This is a genomic window from Deltaproteobacteria bacterium (assembly GCA_021737785.1).
GTDB lineage: Bacteria > Desulfobacterota > DSM-4660 > Desulfatiglandales > Desulfatiglandaceae > AUK324.
In genome coordinates this window covers 1-14,836 of sequence record JAIPDI010000005.1, presented here as the reverse complement: position 1 = coordinate 14,836, position 14,836 = coordinate 1, and the positions used below count along the sequence as shown (strand labels likewise).

The 14,836-nt window shown below is 53.6% G+C and carries 17 protein-coding genes; 1 reads left to right on the top strand and 16 read right to left on the bottom strand.

Annotated features, from left to right (window positions below):
* Positions 1-166: 166 nt before the first annotated feature.
* The 11 genes from K9N21_04150 to K9N21_04100 all read right to left on the bottom strand — a co-directional run bounded on the left by K9N21_04150 (position 167) and on the right by K9N21_04100 (position 9,876).
* On the bottom strand, positions 167-550 hold the full coding sequence (locus K9N21_04150) for a GxxExxY protein (GenBank protein ID MCF8143094.1): 384 nt from the start codon (positions 548-550) through the stop codon (positions 167-169).
* Between the two features lie 134 nt (positions 551-684).
* A complete protein-coding gene (locus tag K9N21_04145; protein MCF8143093.1) occupies positions 685-963 on the bottom strand; it encodes a YgiT-type zinc finger protein in 279 nt (92 codons plus the stop codon).
* The gene (locus tag K9N21_04140; protein ID MCF8143092.1) at positions 960-1,145 is read right to left on the bottom strand and encodes a DUF4258 domain-containing protein; all 186 of its coding nucleotides are present in this window, start codon (positions 1,143-1,145) and stop codon (positions 960-962) included. The genes K9N21_04145 and K9N21_04140 overlap by 4 nt, the downstream gene beginning before the upstream one ends.
* A 146-nt stretch (positions 1,146-1,291) precedes the next feature.
* Positions 1,292-2,056: a tetratricopeptide repeat protein gene (locus tag K9N21_04135; protein ID MCF8143091.1), complete on the bottom strand. Its 765-nt coding sequence runs from the start codon at positions 2,054-2,056 to the stop codon at positions 1,292-1,294.
* Positions 2,057-2,192: 136 nt separating this feature from the next.
* Positions 2,193-4,583, bottom strand: a complete 2,391-nt coding sequence (pilQ, locus tag K9N21_04130) for a type IV pilus secretin PilQ (GenBank protein ID MCF8143090.1) — start codon at positions 4,581-4,583, stop codon at positions 2,193-2,195.
* 221 nt (positions 4,584-4,804) lie between these two features.
* Positions 4,805-6,136, bottom strand: coding sequence for a hypothetical protein (locus K9N21_04125; GenBank protein ID MCF8143089.1), 1,332 nt, complete (start codon positions 6,134-6,136; stop codon positions 4,805-4,807).
* A gap of 140 nt (positions 6,137-6,276) precedes the next feature.
* Positions 6,277-6,858, bottom strand: a complete 582-nt coding sequence (locus K9N21_04120) for a pilus assembly protein PilP (GenBank protein ID MCF8143088.1) — start codon at positions 6,856-6,858, stop codon at positions 6,277-6,279.
* 401 nt (positions 6,859-7,259) lie between these two features.
* A complete protein-coding gene (locus K9N21_04115) occupies positions 7,260-7,898 on the bottom strand; it encodes a type 4a pilus biogenesis protein PilO (protein ID MCF8143087.1) in 639 nt (212 codons plus the stop codon).
* Entirely contained in the window at positions 7,899-8,501 is a 603-nt protein-coding gene (locus tag K9N21_04110) for a PilN domain-containing protein (GenBank protein ID MCF8143086.1), read from the bottom strand.
* Positions 8,498-9,592, bottom strand: a complete 1,095-nt coding sequence (locus K9N21_04105; GenBank protein ID MCF8143085.1) for a pilus assembly protein PilM — start codon at positions 9,590-9,592, stop codon at positions 8,498-8,500. Before K9N21_04105 ends, K9N21_04110 begins: the two co-directional genes overlap by 4 nt.
* An 83-nt stretch (positions 9,593-9,675) precedes the next feature.
* Positions 9,676-9,876 carry a helix-turn-helix domain-containing protein gene (locus tag K9N21_04100; GenBank protein ID MCF8143084.1) on the bottom strand — a complete coding sequence of 67 codons (201 nt, stop codon included), beginning with the start codon at positions 9,874-9,876 and terminating at the stop codon, positions 9,676-9,678.
* Between the two features lie 689 nt (positions 9,877-10,565).
* Here K9N21_04100 and K9N21_04095 point away from each other — a divergent pair.
* Complete coding sequence (locus K9N21_04095; GenBank protein ID MCF8143083.1) at positions 10,566-11,246, top strand: DUF4412 domain-containing protein; 681 nt, start codon at positions 10,566-10,568, stop codon at positions 11,244-11,246.
* 39 nt (positions 11,247-11,285) lie between these two features.
* Here the strand turns inward: K9N21_04095 and K9N21_04090 are convergent, their stop codons facing one another.
* The 5 genes from K9N21_04090 to K9N21_04070 all read right to left on the bottom strand — a co-directional run.
* Positions 11,286-11,990 (bottom strand): ABC transporter ATP-binding protein, encoded by a 705-nt coding sequence (locus tag K9N21_04090; GenBank protein MCF8143082.1) that lies wholly within the window; start codon positions 11,988-11,990, stop codon positions 11,286-11,288.
* Positions 11,983-12,744 carry an ABC transporter ATP-binding protein gene (locus tag K9N21_04085; protein MCF8143081.1) on the bottom strand — a complete coding sequence of 254 codons (762 nt, stop codon included), beginning with the start codon at positions 12,742-12,744 and terminating at the stop codon, positions 11,983-11,985. The genes K9N21_04090 and K9N21_04085 overlap by 8 nt, the downstream gene beginning before the upstream one ends.
* Positions 12,745-12,746: 2 nt before the next feature.
* Positions 12,747-13,619 carry a branched-chain amino acid ABC transporter permease gene (locus K9N21_04080; GenBank protein ID MCF8143080.1) on the bottom strand — a complete coding sequence of 291 codons (873 nt, stop codon included), beginning with the start codon at positions 13,617-13,619 and terminating at the stop codon, positions 12,747-12,749.
* Positions 13,620-13,622: 3 nt separating this feature from the next.
* Positions 13,623-14,495 (bottom strand): branched-chain amino acid ABC transporter permease, encoded by an 873-nt coding sequence (locus tag K9N21_04075; protein ID MCF8143079.1) that lies wholly within the window; start codon positions 14,493-14,495, stop codon positions 13,623-13,625.
* A gap of 93 nt (positions 14,496-14,588) precedes the next feature.
* Positions 14,589-14,836, bottom strand: a 248-nt coding sequence (locus K9N21_04070) for a four helix bundle protein (GenBank protein MCF8143078.1), incomplete at its 5' end; no start/stop codon positions are given.

The window sequence follows — 14,836 nt, the reverse complement described above, 5'->3', positions numbered from 1 at the left end:
TACCATTTTCCGAAGCTACGGGGTAAACAAAGCCACAAAGCCGCAGAGAAATTCTTTTTGGGTTTGTCATAGACCTATTTTTGGTTTTTCTTTGCCTGCCCCGTGAAACCTTTTTTTCTTTTGTTTCACCGGGGTGTCTTTGTGCCTCTGTGTGAGTTATGGGTTTTTATTCAAGAGTGCCGTTCACGATCCGAAAGATGCCGTCCTTCATCAACGCTTGTCCAAAATTGAGCAGGTAACCCAGCTTCAGGCCCGTCAGCCTCAGATAGGTGAGGACCTGTTTCTTATGCGCCTTATTGATGTTTTCCACTGACTTCAATTCCAGGATTACCTTTCTCTCTACAAGCATGTCCGCACGAAAACCTTCATCAAACCGAATTCCGTGAAACTCTATGGGGATCGGAACCTGCCGTTCCACATGTAATCCCCTCTCCTGGATCAGGTGGGCAAGCAAAACCTCGTATACGATCTCGAGCAGTCCGGGGCCAAGCTCCCTGTGGAGCATCACGGCACAATCTACGACAATCGCCCCGATCTCATTTTCCTTCATTTTCTATTCTCACACAAAACCACGAAGCCACAAAGGGTTTTTCTTTTGGGTTTAACATATTCTGTTTTTGGTTTTCTTTGTGTCTCTGTGCCTCCGTGTGAGTCATCGTTGTTTTTATTTTCACACCGATTTCCCTAACAATCGGGTGGCGTTATCATGTCAAGACGACTTTTATCCACCATGAATAGCTGTCCCAAAGGGAGAAACCCTGAGAGTTGTTCTCTTTTTAATCGGTTCCTGATATTCTCAAATAATCTTACAGTTTCAACAGGATATAGTCGCTCGCCACAGTGGAGGCAGACCTCTGCCTGTACCTTCACAACGGCAGTGTGATCGCCGCCGCGCAAAAGCTTTTCCACTTCTCTTTCTTCCAGTTCCCCGCCGCAAATCGGGCATTTATCAAAAGGCATCACGTTTCTAATCTCCTCTTTCGAAAATCGATCCACCGTTGACAGTCCGGACGATATACGGTGATGAGTACAGCCCACTGATTGTCATCGTTGAAAGCCCACACAGAGTGGACAGGATCTCCCCCAAAGGTCTGCCCGTAAATCAGACAACTTGGATATGGTTTATCAGTTGGATAATGTTCAATGTTTTATTCTCACACAAAGCCACGAAGCCACAAAGGGTTTTGCTTTTATGGTCTTAACATGTTCTGTTTTTTGGTTTTCTTTGTGTCTCTGTGCCTCTGCCTGCCCCGTGAAACCATCCTTTTCTGTTGTTTCACCGGGGTGTGAGTCACAAATCTTTCAGCAAGTTCCGTGCCTCATTGGCCTCCCGGCCCGTGGGATCCGCCCAGATGGTCAGGTCCAGTTCCTCTTTGGCCTCTTTTTTCTTTCCCTGTTTCAACAGGACCTTGGCCAGTTCCAGATGCGTCGCTGCATCCTTTGGTGCGCAAAAAACAGCCTGATGGTAGGCGGCGACCGCCTGATCCAGATCCCCTTTTGCCTCATAAGCCCGGGCCAGATTGGAATAGGCCACAATGTAGCAACGGGACGCACTCAATGCCTGGGTGTAGTACTCGACAGCCCTGTCGTAGTCGCCTTTCCGATAATAGGCATACCCCATGTTGTTGTAGGCATACTGGGGCGTGTTGTAAAGGATGTCGCTGACAGCCTCTTTAAAACAGGCAATGGCCGGGTCCCACCTTTCCATCAGGAGATAGAGGGTACCCAGGTTGTTCCGGGCCTCTGAAAATTTGGGATTGAGGGCCAGGGTGCGCTGGAAATATTTGAGAGAAAGATCATATTGCCCCAGATTCCGCAGGACAATGGCGATCTGATGATTCAGGTCCACGTTGTCGGGGTCCAATTTGACCGCCTCCAATAGCTTTCCAAGTGCCCCGCGCAAGTCGCCCTGCACGGCCATGGCATTGCCCATATCCTGAAGGGCCTTGGCCCGTTTCTTTGTGTCCACCCGATTGGTCGCACACCCAATCCCGCAGGCAAGGAGGAGGCCAAGGGCAAGAATCATGAGAAGATGTTGTTTCCTAAAAGCGTTCATGGTTTTCTATTTCCACACAAAGCCGAAAAGCCACAGAGATTTCTTTTGGGGTTATAATTAACAATATTTTTCTTTCTACGTGTCTCTGTGTCTCTGTGTCTCTGTGTGAGATACTTTTGTTTGCGGGTACGCTGTATCAGCCGCCCGTCGTTCTCAGGGGATCCACCACCGTGGGCGTCAGGAATATGAGGAGTTCAGTCCGCTCCCGGGTATCGTATTGCGCCTTGAAGAGCCAGCCCAGTAAAGGGACATCCTTGAGGAACGGAACCCCTGAATCTACAACCCTGTCCGCCTTCTGATAAATCCCGCCGATGACAATGGTATCCCCGGTCCTGACCATCAGCGTACTGGTGATCTTCTTAGTGGTCCTTCCGGCAGGGGACGAAACCTCCTGCCTGTCGTCGGCTGTACTGGATGACTGGACGGTTGTCGTTTCCGGACTCGGCTGGTCATCCGTAACCTCTACCACCATGGTGACATGGGAATTATCGGCGCTCACAGTGGGATTGACCTTGAGAGAGAGCACCGCGGGGATCTCTTTAAAATCGATGGTATCCAGGGTGCTGACCGGGAAATACTGGATGGTTCCTCGTTCGATATACGCCTCTCCGCCGTTCACGGTCAGGACCTTGGGGGCCGAGATGATGTGCGCCTTGTTATCGCTCTCCCCCAGGGCCAGGGATGCGTCAATGGATATGGCGCCCAGGCCCCCGCCGGTGAGCCAGCCGAAGGCAAGGCCGATGTTGGGCGTCCAGTTGGCAGGTGCGTTGGTGGAGAATTGCGTTGCCCCGCTGAAATTGGACCCTGTGTTGATCCAGTCGTTCCTGAAGCCGGGCCGGTTCCCATCCAGGGACTGCCACTGTACCCCGAGGTCGCGTGTAAAACCGGTAGTGGCCTCCACGATGCGGGCCTCGATCAGGACCTGCTTCATCGCAACGTCGAGCTTGGCAATCAGTTCCTTGACCTTGTCCACCTTGGCCCGCACCCCATTGGCGATGATCATATTGGTTTCCGAATCGTAGGAGAGGTAGAGATCCAGGGTGGCGATCTTTACCTTCTTCCCCTTTTCCTCCTCCCCCTCCTCCTCTTCCTCGGATTCCGCGGCCTCGATATCCAGGGCAGGCGGTATGGGCGGGTCGGCATCCTTGTCGCCCACCAGCATCCTGAAGATATCCGAGGCCTTTCGGTGCCGGATGAGGATGAACTCGACGATCTTGGCCTCAAAGACTCCCTGGAGTCTCTTGGATGCCAGGAGGGCCCCTTTCCGCTTTCCTTCCTTGATCTCCAGGTCCCGCAGTTTTTCCTTGGGCACCACCCAGAGAACATCGTCTTCGATCTGGTAAGTCAGGCCGTTGGGCCTGAGGATCATTTCAAGGGCCTGGTCCCAGGGGATGTTGTCCAGCTTCATGGAAATCTTTCCCTCCACGTCGCTGCCCCAGACGATATTGATCCCGGCCACCTCGGATACCAGCTGGAGGATGTTCCGGATATCCGTATCCACAAAATCAAAGCTCATCCTCTGGCCCGCATATTGTTTGGATGTGGCCTCAAAGAGCCCGGCCCGCATCTCGATTCCTTCGGGGGACCCTGTCTCCGGTGTTTCCGCCTGGGTATGGGGCGGACGCACGGGAGTTGTCTCAGGAGTCTGCACCCGCTGTTCCGATGCGAGGGGTTCCGGCCTTCTTTCCCGGGCGGTCTCCACCTGAACCGAATCAAAGTCGATATTCAATTCCGTGCCCTCACGGGTGATGTGATAGGGGATCAGTTGTCTTAACCCCACCCTCAAGGATACGTGACGGTCCAGTGCGGAATAAAAGGCCTGGACCCGCTGGACCGCTCCTTCGGCATGTTCGGAATCGATTCTTTTCATCAGCTCCGGCTGGATGGTGCCGTTCTTGAGGTCCACGATCAGAGTTGTGCCGTCCAATTTCACATCATAGTCGACCCGTTTGTCTGTGGTGATGCTGAGCCGGGTCCGGTTTCCGGGGCGCTGGGTCACTGCCACATCCATGATCTGCGGCAGGGCCGGGGCCGGCGGCGCAGGGGGAGGCGACCCGACCTCCGCTCTCTTGGCTTCCGGCGAGGCCGGGATAACCTCGAGGACGATGTCCTTGTCCTTCCTCGTCAGCCGGGTCTGGGTCATCTCGTGCCTGGCATAGACCACCACCGAGGTTTTTCCCGGGGTCTTCTCCTGGATGCGGATCTCTTTTACAGGGCCTGCCTTGAGCACCTGGCGGAGGGGGAGGTCAGGCGCCGGTCTCCCTTGAATCTCGAAATAGAGGCGGGCGGGATCGGTCAGCGCGTGGGGTTTTCCATAGGCGGTCGCTTCGGAACAGACGAAGGTGATCACGGCCTGGTGCTGCGTTGCCTCTGTGCGCGCAGACTCGATCACCGCCAACCCAGGGGTCTTATCCGCCACGTCCGTCGTCGTATCGGGAGGCGTGGAACAGGCGCCCATGAACACCCCTGAAACAACGACCAGCAGGCTGAGCCCGCTCCGGAACATCCTACCAACATCCAGGTTCATCAATGATATCCTCCTTTAAAACCAATGACTCACACGGAGGCACAGAGACACCCCGGTGAAACAAAAGAAAAAAAGGTTTCACGGGGCAGGCAAAGAAAAAACCAAAAATGGGTCAATGATAAATACCCAAAAAGAATTTCTCTGTGGCTTCGTGTCTTTGTGTGAGATATTTTTTTGGTTGTGGTAGTACCGCATGAATTCGCTCCGGTCACTTTTCCCGGCTATTCCCCGTAGACCCGGTAGACCTCCGTGATCCGCTTTACCGCCCGCACCGGTTCATCCCTGGAGCCGTCGATCTCGAGACGACGCACAAAGATCTCCGGCCGGTCCCTGCGGAACACATAGTTGATGACATAGATGTTCAACCCGGGCAGGACATCGAATTTGAATCTCGACACATATTCTGAACGGGGTTTCTTGGACCCGTATTCGCTTTCGGCGATGGGATCCAGGGTGGCCGTGGCCATATGGGTGCCTAACGGCAGAACATTCCGGTAATCCTGTTCCGCTTCATGCAATTTCCAGCCCTTGCCGCTTTCATGGGTGGACGGCTTTTTGCTCAGCTCTCTCCTGCCCCAGAGGTACATGAACCGGAGTCCGGTTTCTCCCTCCTGGTACGGAACAAAGTAGAAATCGCTCTTCTTGGGAAGAATATAGAATTCCAGAGGATATGCAGGGCCGCCGGTTTCCTTTACCACGAATCCAACATTTTTAATGATATAACTGAGTTCCTTCAGGGCTTCGAGGCTCTTTACGCGGCTCTGCATCATCTGCCCGGTGCGGCTGCGCAGGGTTCCGGCCTCGCTCTCCTTGCGCACGTCATATACCATGCCGTCGGCCTTCACCTGCCAGGAAAGATTGAGATCGTCACATATGGGCTGCGACAGAAAAATCACCTCACCCAGGTTCCTGCGCTCAATGCCCGCCTCTTCACCGGCCGCCTTGACCAGGACCCGGTTGAAGAAGTCATGCCCCGAAGCGGAAAAGGTCACCCGCCACGGCAGGGGAGCCAGGACATCTTCCTGTATTGCCCTTTCTTTCTCTTCCAATTCCCCAAGACTGCCGATCTTGCTGAAATCATCAAAGGGGGGGGTGATGCCCCACAGCGCCACCCGGCAGGCGACGGTTGTCACGGCGGATGTATCGATCCGGCCGAAGACATAGACATCCGCCTTCATTTCACCCACTACCCGTTCTCTCAAGGGGTCATCCTTTTCAAAGTTCTCGGCAGTGAACAGCTGGTCCCCCTCTGTAAGCTCCCGGGGGAGTAAAAGATCAAACTGGGGGCTGTTCCCGAAGGCGATCCTGATCCGGTTGGATACGTACCGGGATCCGACCGTGATGTTTCCCGTCTGGTCTGTGAAGTCAAAAACAGCGACCTTTATCACCGGCCGGCTTTCAGAATCAAAGTATCTGGTGGCGATCTCCTTCATGAGAGACGCGGAAAGGCTGTCAATTCCCCCATGGAGGGAAGGGGACATATGTGCTTGTTCGGCTGCCGCGAATCCCGGCCCGCAGACCATGAAAAACAAAAATACAATAAGTCGAATCATCACCCATCCCTCTAAGTTAGGCGCAAGGCGTTAGGCGCCAGGCGCAAGGCTCGGAAAATGACGCAAACAGACTACCCCCTGTCACCGCCCGCATCTCGCAACCAGAAATTCTCACACAAATCCCTCAATTCCTCAATCCCTCATTCATACACCTGGTCGGGCAATTTCATCTCCACATTTTTATACTTTATATAGAGTTCCTTCTCCAGATAGGGCTCTTTTATGATGACTTTCTTCTCGTTTCTTGCCACCCTGTCCACCACGCCCCCGTTGGTTCCGATCCGGGTCCCCTTTTTCAGGACAAATCCCCTCCCCTTGGGATCCCTGACCATTGCCCATGCCATACCTTCGGCCTGAACAATGGCGGTCAAGGTCAATTGAGAGAGCGACAATTTCTGCAATTCGGTCCTGGCAATCAGGAGTTCCTTCATCTTATCCGCGGCCGCCTGCTTCTGTTTTTTCAGTTTCTCCTCTTCGGCCAGTCGCCTTTCCTTGTCAGCCTCCGCCTTCGCAGTCGCCTGTTGCCCCCGCTTGACCAGATAGGAGAGGAATGGGTCGGGAATCATGTCAGGGTCAAACGGCTTTTTCTGAGGCCGGAAATCCTTATATACCGGCGAGGGAATCTCTTTGGCGGGATCAGCATCCCCCGGACTCACAAGAAAAAACAAGAATAGTGCGGAGATGATCCCTGTTATCCCTATTATTGTACGCTTTCCCATCATTGATCTTCCCAACCCCATGATTCCTGAAGCAGTACAGCCCCAATCAAAAAAATCTCACACAAAGCCACAAAGCCGCAAAGGGTTTTTCTTTTTGGGTTTAATATATTCTGTTTTTGCTTTTCTCCGTGTCTCTGTGCCTCCGTGTGAGACCTGCTTTTTTATTCTCACACAAAGCCACAAAGCCGCAAAGGGTTTTTCTTTTTGGGTTTAATATATTCTGTTTTTGCTTTTCTCCGTGTCTCTGTGCCTCCGTGTGAGACCTGCTTTTTTATTCTCACACAAAGCCACAAAGCCGCAAAGGCTTATTCTTTTGGGTTTAACCTGTCCTGTTTTTCAGTTTTCTTTGTGTCTCTGTGCCTCCGTGTGAGTCCTGTTTTTGTATTCTCCGTGTGAGCCATACTTTATTTCTTTTTCTGCTGCTGCGCCTTCTCTTTTGCTTCGTCTTCCTTGCTCTTGAAACGGTAGGTGACGGCCTTGCACGAGGTGATCAGGTCTTCGGAAAGCGGTGCACTCGGCCGCAATGAAATGTCCACGATATTTACAATCCGCTCCATGCGGCTGATCTTATCGAGAAACAGGATCACCTCCCTGAACCGGCCTCCCACCTCCATTGAGACAGGTATTTCCACATAAAAATTCCTCAACGCTTCGTTCCCCGGGCTGAAAAGCCTGAATTGCAGGTTGGAATCGACTCCCAGCTGACTGATGCCGGCAAGCAGGCTCGGGATCTCTCTTTCATTGGGTAGAATTTTGAGGGCTTTCCGGAACTCTTCTTCCACCTGGGCCTTCTCTTCCTGGAGAGCTACCAGCTTTTTTCCCCACATCTTGCCCATATTTATTCTTCGGTGGAGATCGGCAATCTCCTTCTCCGTGCGATCAATCTCCTGCATCCTGGGCATATAGACAAACCAGGCAAAACCACCTCCCAACAAGAGCACGAGGCCGAAGATGATCAAGAGCCTGTGGGCCTTTTTGACTTTTTGAGCCCGCTCAAAAAAAGAATCCGCGGCGGACCGCCAATCGATACGCTTGAGAGCCATCTAACGCTTCCCTTTGGCTTGCGTTGTTTTCTGTTCTGGCTTCGGAGGTGCCTGCTGCAGGACAGTGGTGCATGTGAGCAGAAAGCCGGAGGCCTTCAGGTTGTAATTGGGAAAATCCTGGAGTTGCGTGCTCTTGAGATCGACCGATGTGATGGATTCCGCCTTTTCAAGATTTGTCATAAAGAGGGCCACGGTGTCGTTGTCCATGGCAGTGCCGTTGATGGTCAGCACGCCCCTGTTTTCAACAAGGGATTGGAGCCACAACCTGTCCTCCGGAACCGCCAGGGCCACCTCTGTGAGAAGCTTGAGGGGACCGCCCTTTTTCAGCTCAAGATCCCGAATCACCACCAGCCTATTCTTGATCTCCTTTATCTTCGCCGTTATCTGGGCGGCCAGCCGGTTGTTCTTCTCATATAAGGCCAGCTCTTTCCGGGCCTTCCCCTCCTCGGCCGTCAATACGTTCAAGCGGCTGCTCGAACTGGTATGGAGGTACCCCATCAGCAGGATGAGAAACACCAGCGTCAGAAAATAGATGCTGATTTCCTGCCGTATGTTCTCTTTCTTTCTGGCCGCCCTGAAGGGCAAAAGGTTGATTCGTATCATTTGTCGTCTATGCTTCTCAGAGAAAGACCCACTGCCACACCGGCCTGAAGCGCCATGTAATCCAGGTAGTCAACGTCAAATCGATTATAGTCGACAACCAAATTCCGGAAAGGGTTCAGCGGTTCCACAGGGATACCGGTTTCCAGCTCCAAATACTTCTGAAGGCCGGGCGTTTTACACGACCCGCCGCTGACGATGATTTTTTTAATGGGATCGCCGGCACGGGTGCCGGAAACAAAATCGAGCGCCCGTTTGATTTCTTTGATCCATCCTGAAACTTCATGGTTTACAATTTTTGCGAGACCTTCTTCTTTTTGGTCGTCCAATTCGGCTCCGCCCAGCTTCATCTTTTCGGCCTCGAGCAGGTCAATGTTGAATTCCGCCTTGATCGCATCGGTGACCTGGGCCCCGCCATAGGAGGAATCTCTCGAAAAGGTGGATATGCCCCTGGTAACCACATTTATTTCCAGTTCAGCGGCCCCCAGGTTGATGATGGCGTAGCACGGCTCGGGATTCAGCAGGCTGATTTCAGCGGCATTCTGAAGGGCGAAGAGATCGGCATCCAGCACGCCCGGGTTGAGGTCGGCCGCCTGAATCAGCTGCACATATTCGTCAATGACTTCTCTCTTGGCAGCCACCAATAGCACTTCCATCTGCCTGGAGTCCTTTGACGTCTCATTCTCCTCTCCGGTCGCATCGGACGTGCCCCCGGTATCGAGGACGGCAAAATCCAGGTTCACCTCGTTGATGTCGTAAGGGATATACTTCTCGGCTTCCTCCTGGATGGCCGATTCAACCTTCGCTTCTTCCATCTTTACCAGGGAGATCTTTTTTGAAATCACCGAATACCCTGGCAATGAAACGGCCACATTGCTGTTTCTGACCCGCAAATTCCTGTAAAGGGTCTTTATGGCGGACGCCACCCCTTCCTGATCTTTTATGGACCCTTCCACAACAGCGCCCGGGGGCGTATGGATGACCCCGAAATTCTGCAGAACCCTTCCACGTTTCGAATGCACGATTTCCACAAGCTTGATGCAATGGGAGCCGATGTCCAGTCCTACCAGGGTTTTTTTCTTGCTGATGGCCATATGTCTATTCCGAAGACCCTCTCATCGTCATGATGCCGCTCGGGGCGAAGCAAACACAGCAGTATGGGCAACCGACAACAACATCAATTTCCGGGAAACACCTTTTCTTTCTCAGAAAGGTCGAGTCCAAGCCCGAGGATAATCTTTCGCTTGGTCTCCATGCGGCAATCCATTCCCTTTTCGACCCGATCGATGGTTATCGGCGAAACGCCTGCCGTTCTGGCCAGTTCCGCCTTGCTGAGCAGCAACCCCTCCCTGATCCTCTTTAACGCGTTATGATTCAATTTATTCTCCCCCTGATGGCAATGGATCCGAAAGCCTTACCAGAGAAATGCCCGTCATCTTTTCTCTTGAGGCGCCGGGCAAGCGGCTGTTCCGCCAATTCATTGACGGCGTCTATTGCATCAGATGTAGAGCATAAATATGCGCATTTGTCAATAATTTAATGTTCTTTTAATATAATTCATGATCACTCCATATAATATGTCAACATATGGTAGAATCTTTGCAAGAATAAAACCATATATGGGATCGGAGATCTGAAGTCGGAAGTCGGAAGTCGGAAGTCGGAGGGCGGAGGGCGGAGGGCAAAGGGCAGGGAGGAGGGAGCAGGGGGCAGGGGGCAGGGGGCGGAGGGCAGTGATCAGAAAACCCTCACCCTCCAGCCATCAGCTATCAGCCATCAGCTATCAGCCATCAGCTATCAGCCATCGGCTATCAGCCATCGGCTATCAGCCATCGGCTATCAGCCATCGGCTGTCAGCCAAACGATCTTCGCTTCACTGCGACCAGGAGAAAAATGATGGATTCCATTACCCGGCTGTGATATTAAAACGGGTAAAAGAAATTGGCATGAGGATATTCGGGATGCCAGAGCAAAGCTGATGCAGCCGACGGCATTTCAGAATCAGAGAGGTGATGCACGCCGATGCCCTCAAGAACCGGAATACCAACCCGAAGGAGAAAGAAAAACATGATTCGACCATTGATTACGGCATTCATCCTGAGCTTATGTATGGCGACCGGAGCGATTTCCGCCGAGTTTTCCGCTGACCTGCTGATGCAGTCCGTCGGCGGAACTCACTCAGGGAAACTCTATTTTAAGAACGAGGACCTCAATCGCATAGAAATGATGGGAATCATTTCAATCTCCAAACGCCCGATGACGTATCAACTGTTTCCCGACACAAAGAAATACGTGGTCACGAACATCGACGAGATCAGTAAAAACAACCCTGCTGCGGACGCCGCCAACTTCAAGGAGTGGATCGAAAACAACAACTTGAAAAAGACAGGGACCGATACGCTTGAGGGGTATAAGTGCGATATCTTCGAGGGGGATGTAAAGCTCGACGATGACCAGCCTCCTGTGCACATGAAAATCTGGCATACGCCCGAATTGGGATATCCGATCCGTCAGGAAAGCACGCTCCCCCAGCCGGTGGGAAAGATTTCGTCTCACCTGAAAAATATCCAGCTGGAAAGCCAGGCCGGATCCTTGTTCGAGATCCCTGCCGGATACTCCCAGGCCAAGGACGTCCAGGAAGCCATGGGCATGCCGTCGTTCGGCGACGGCGGCAAGGGTCAGGCCCCCTCCCAGGAAGAAATGCAGAAGATGATGAAAGACATGATGAAAAAAATGGGTCAGGAGTGAGATGACTGCCTTGGAATGGCCTGCGCGGAATGCCGGCGGCTAGCCTCCCAGGTAGAGCTTTTGAAGCTCCGGGTTGTCGAGAAGTTCTCTGCCCGGACCGGTGATGCGGTTCCTTCCCAGTTCAAGTACATAGCCGCGGTGCGAGACGGAAAGTCCTTTGCGGGCATTCTGTTCCACCAGGAGAAAGGAAACGCCCCGGCGGTTCATTTCGACGATCTTGTCAAAAATGAGGTCCACCACAAGCGGCGACAACCCCAGCGAGGGTTCGTCGAGAAGAACCAGGCGCGGCTGAACCATAAGCACCCTGCTCAGGGCAAGCATCTGGCGTTCTCCTCCGGAGAGGACCCGGGCCGGACGGTTCCGGTTCCCGGCAAGAACTGGAAACGTCTCGCAGGCGGATTCAATGGCCCGGTGGAGGCGTTGGCGATCCTTGACCAGGGCGCCGGCGATCTCCAGATTTTCATAGACCGTCAGGTTCGGAAAGACATTCTCCCCCTGGGGAATAAAGATCAGACCTTCCCTTCCTCTTTCGGCGATGGGCCATCGGGTTATGTCATGACCCTTGAAGCGCACCCTCCCCTTCTGAGGAATGATCTGTCCTGCCACGGCCCGGAGCACCGTCGATTTCCCCGCACCGTTCGGCCCGATGATGCAGACGATTTCATCTTTCTCCACCGTTGCGTCCACATCGTGGAGGACGAGAACCGGCCCGTACCCCGCTGTTAATTCCCGCACCTCAAGCATGGACCGTCCTTCCGAGATAGGCCTCGATGACCTGCTCGTTTTTCCGGACTTGTCCGGGGGTTCCCGAAAAAATAAGGCTCCCTGAATCCATGACGTAAATCCGCCGGCACAGGCGGGTCACGAAGGGCATATTGTGCTCGATCAAGAAGACCTGAATCCCCCGGCTGGCGAGGTCTTTGATGATATGGGACAAGGCACTGACCAGGGTTGGATTGATGCCCGCCGTGGGCTCGTCCAGAAGGATCATCCGGGGCCTTGCCATGAGGACCCGTCCCAGTTCCACCAGTTTCTGCTGGCCGAAGCTGAGACGGCCCGCCAGCTCGTTTTGCATGTGAGACAAGGTGATAAGTTTCAGGATTTCCTCGGCACGACGGCTGTTTTCCCGTTCTTCACGCCGGACACTGCCCGGTCGCAGGAACAGGGATGTCACCTGCTCCCCCGCCTGATCCGGAACTGCAGCCAGGAGATTATCCAGTGTCGTCATGGAAGGAAGGACCCGGGTCTGCTGAAACGTACGGATCAATCCGGCCCTGCTGATGCAGTGAGGGGCCAGGCCGCCCACCTCCCTCCCGTTGAAGACGATTTTCCCCTTATCCAGTTGATAAAACCCCGTAATAAGATGAAAGAGCGTACTCTTCCCGCTTCCGTTCGGACCGATAAGCCCGGTGATGCCCTCGTCATCGATCTCGAAACTGACATCGTTCACCGCCATGAGGCCGCCGAAACGCTTTGTCACCTGCTCCACACGCAGCATGACTACCTCCGATATTCCGGCACGAGACCCTCGGGCCGTTTGAGCATCATGAGAACCAGGACCATGCCGTATGCCATTCCCTGGAGAGGCGCGATAAACCGGCCGAAACCGGCCGGAATGGGGAGAAAGCGCACGGCCTCGCCGAAAAATACCACCATGCATACGCCCAGGACCGGTCCCCAGTTGGTGCCCCTCCCCCCCAGAACAACACAGAGAAGCACGAGGATGGTTTCATTCAGCGTAAAATCACCGGGGCTGATATAACTGATGTAGTGTGCCCATAGGGCCCCCGCAAGCCCGGCCAGGACCGATCCTACGGCCACGGACTTGATTTTCAGAATAAAAACGGATTTTCCCAGGGCCTGCGCCACGTATTCATCCTCTCTGACGACCTTCAAGGCCCGTCCAAAAGGACTTGTTGTCAAGCGGCGGACGAGAAGAAACACAGCTGAGGTCAACACCAGGCAGAACAAGAGGTAGATTGGCATCCCGGCGACCCCTTCGTTCATCCAGGAGGGGCGGGGAATTCCAGGCAATCCCATCGGCCCCTTGGTCAGCCATCGTTCATTGAGAAAAAAGAGCCGGACCATCTCCGCAAACACCAGGGTCGCCACGCCGAAATAGTCGCCCGTCAGCCGCAGGGCCGGAACCGCGAGGAGGGCCCCGGCGGCCCCGGCCGCGGTCATTGCGAAGGCCATGCTCATCATGACGGGATACCCGGAGATACTGAGAAGGGCCGAGGTATAGGCGCCGATTCCGAAAAAGGCCACATGCCCGAAATTATACAGCCCGGTGTAACCCAGTTCCAGGTTCAGGGAGATGGCAAAAATTGAATAGATCGACATGAGGATCAGTATGTGAAGGGCATAATCCATCGGTTAACGGACACCTCCCGCAATACTGAAAATACCCCTTGGCCTGAAAAGGAGCATGAGGATAATGATGGAAAAAGAAACGAAGTCCTTGTAACCCGGGGAGAAGAACGCCACCCCGAGGTTTTCCGCCACGCCGATGATCAGTCCGCCGATAAGCGCCCCCCAGACATTCCCCGCGCCCCCCAGAAGGAGGGCGGCGAATGCCTTGATAAGGTTGGTCAGTCCCATCATAGGCTCCAGATTGGTATCCACCGCCATGAGGATACCCCCGGTTCCCGCAAACGCCGAGGCGATAAGCCATACGGCCCTCCCCACCCTTTTCATGTCGATCCCCATGATGTCGGCCAGGGCCATGTTATCGGAGACGGCCCGGAGGGACTTGCCCAGCAGGGTCCGTGTGAGGAGAATATAGAGGAAGCTCAAGAAGAAAAGGGCCGTCCCTCCCATGACCATCTGAATCCAGGTCAGGCTCAACCCGAAAAAAGAGACCCCCCGGGTCAATCCGATGCCGTAGGTTTGAAGGTCCGAGCCCCACACCAGTTGGATGGCGTTTCTCAGAAAGAACGAAAGACCGATGGAGGCGATGAGAAGGGTGATATGGCTCTGGTGTCTGAGGGGCTTATACACATATCGGTCCTGGGCCAGGCCGACGAAAACGGTCAGGACCAGGGCGGGGAGGACAGCCCCGGCCAGCGGAAGCGACAAGGGCGCAGCCATGAAGAAAAGAACAAAGTAGGCGCCGCAGGCAATCAGCTCCCCGTGGGCAAAATTGATGAACCGGAAGACCCCGTACACCAACGTGAGCCCGACCGCAAAAAGCGCATACACGGATCCCGCCACAATGCCGTTGAGAAGCAGCTGCGCATAATAGGACATGGGGTGTTTTCCAAATTAAGAATTATGAATGTAGAATTATGAATTTGCGGAATAGGGTATTGAGAATTCATTTCATAATTCTTAATTCTTAATTCATAATTTCTTCATGCCGTCCTTGGTGTTCTTGATGATTGTCACAAAGACAGCGATCAACTGGTTTGTTTCACCGACGAGGGCCTCCATTCGCGATTGGGTCATGATTTTGGCTTTCACCAGTAAGCCCAGCCAGTAGTCGGTTTCGTCCAGCTCCTTCAGACAATCCCCCAGTTTGGCAATGAATTCAGCCTTGGATCTTGACCTGCAGGCTTCCCTGTAGTTAGCCCCCACCGATGTTCCGGAGC

Coding starts and splice junctions, on each gene's coding strand:
- K9N21_04150 (MCF8143094.1), bottom strand. CDS start 550: ATGAAGGAAAATGAGATCGGGGCGATTGTCGTAGATTGTGCCGTGATG.
- K9N21_04135 (MCF8143091.1), bottom strand. CDS start 2,056: ATGAACGCTTTTAGGAAACAACATCTTCTCATGATTCTTGCCCTTGGC.
- pilQ (MCF8143090.1), bottom strand. CDS start 4,583: ATGAACCTGGATGTTGGTAGGATGTTCCGGAGCGGGCTCAGCCTGCTG.
- K9N21_04125 (MCF8143089.1), bottom strand. CDS start 6,136: ATGATTCGACTTATTGTATTTTTGTTTTTCATGGTCTGCGGGCCGGGA.
- K9N21_04120 (MCF8143088.1), bottom strand. CDS start 6,858: ATGATGGGAAAGCGTACAATAATAGGGATAACAGGGATCATCTCCGCA.
- K9N21_04115 (MCF8143087.1), bottom strand. CDS start 7,898: ATGGCTCTCAAGCGTATCGATTGGCGGTCCGCCGCGGATTCTTTTTTT.
- K9N21_04110 (MCF8143086.1), bottom strand. CDS start 8,501: ATGATACGAATCAACCTTTTGCCCTTCAGGGCGGCCAGAAAGAAAGAG.
- K9N21_04105 (MCF8143085.1), bottom strand. CDS start 9,592: ATGGCCATCAGCAAGAAAAAAACCCTGGTAGGACTGGACATCGGCTCC.
- K9N21_04095 (MCF8143083.1), top strand. CDS start 10,566: ATGATTCGACCATTGATTACGGCATTCATCCTGAGCTTATGTATGGCG.
- K9N21_04090 (MCF8143082.1), bottom strand. CDS start 11,990: ATGCTTGAGGTGCGGGAATTAACAGCGGGGTACGGGCCGGTTCTCGTC.
- K9N21_04085 (MCF8143081.1), bottom strand. CDS start 12,744: ATGCTGCGTGTGGAGCAGGTGACAAAGCGTTTCGGCGGCCTCATGGCG.
- K9N21_04080 (MCF8143080.1), bottom strand. CDS start 13,619: ATGGATTATGCCCTTCACATACTGATCCTCATGTCGATCTATTCAATT.
- K9N21_04075 (MCF8143079.1), bottom strand. CDS start 14,495: ATGTCCTATTATGCGCAGCTGCTTCTCAACGGCATTGTGGCGGGATCC.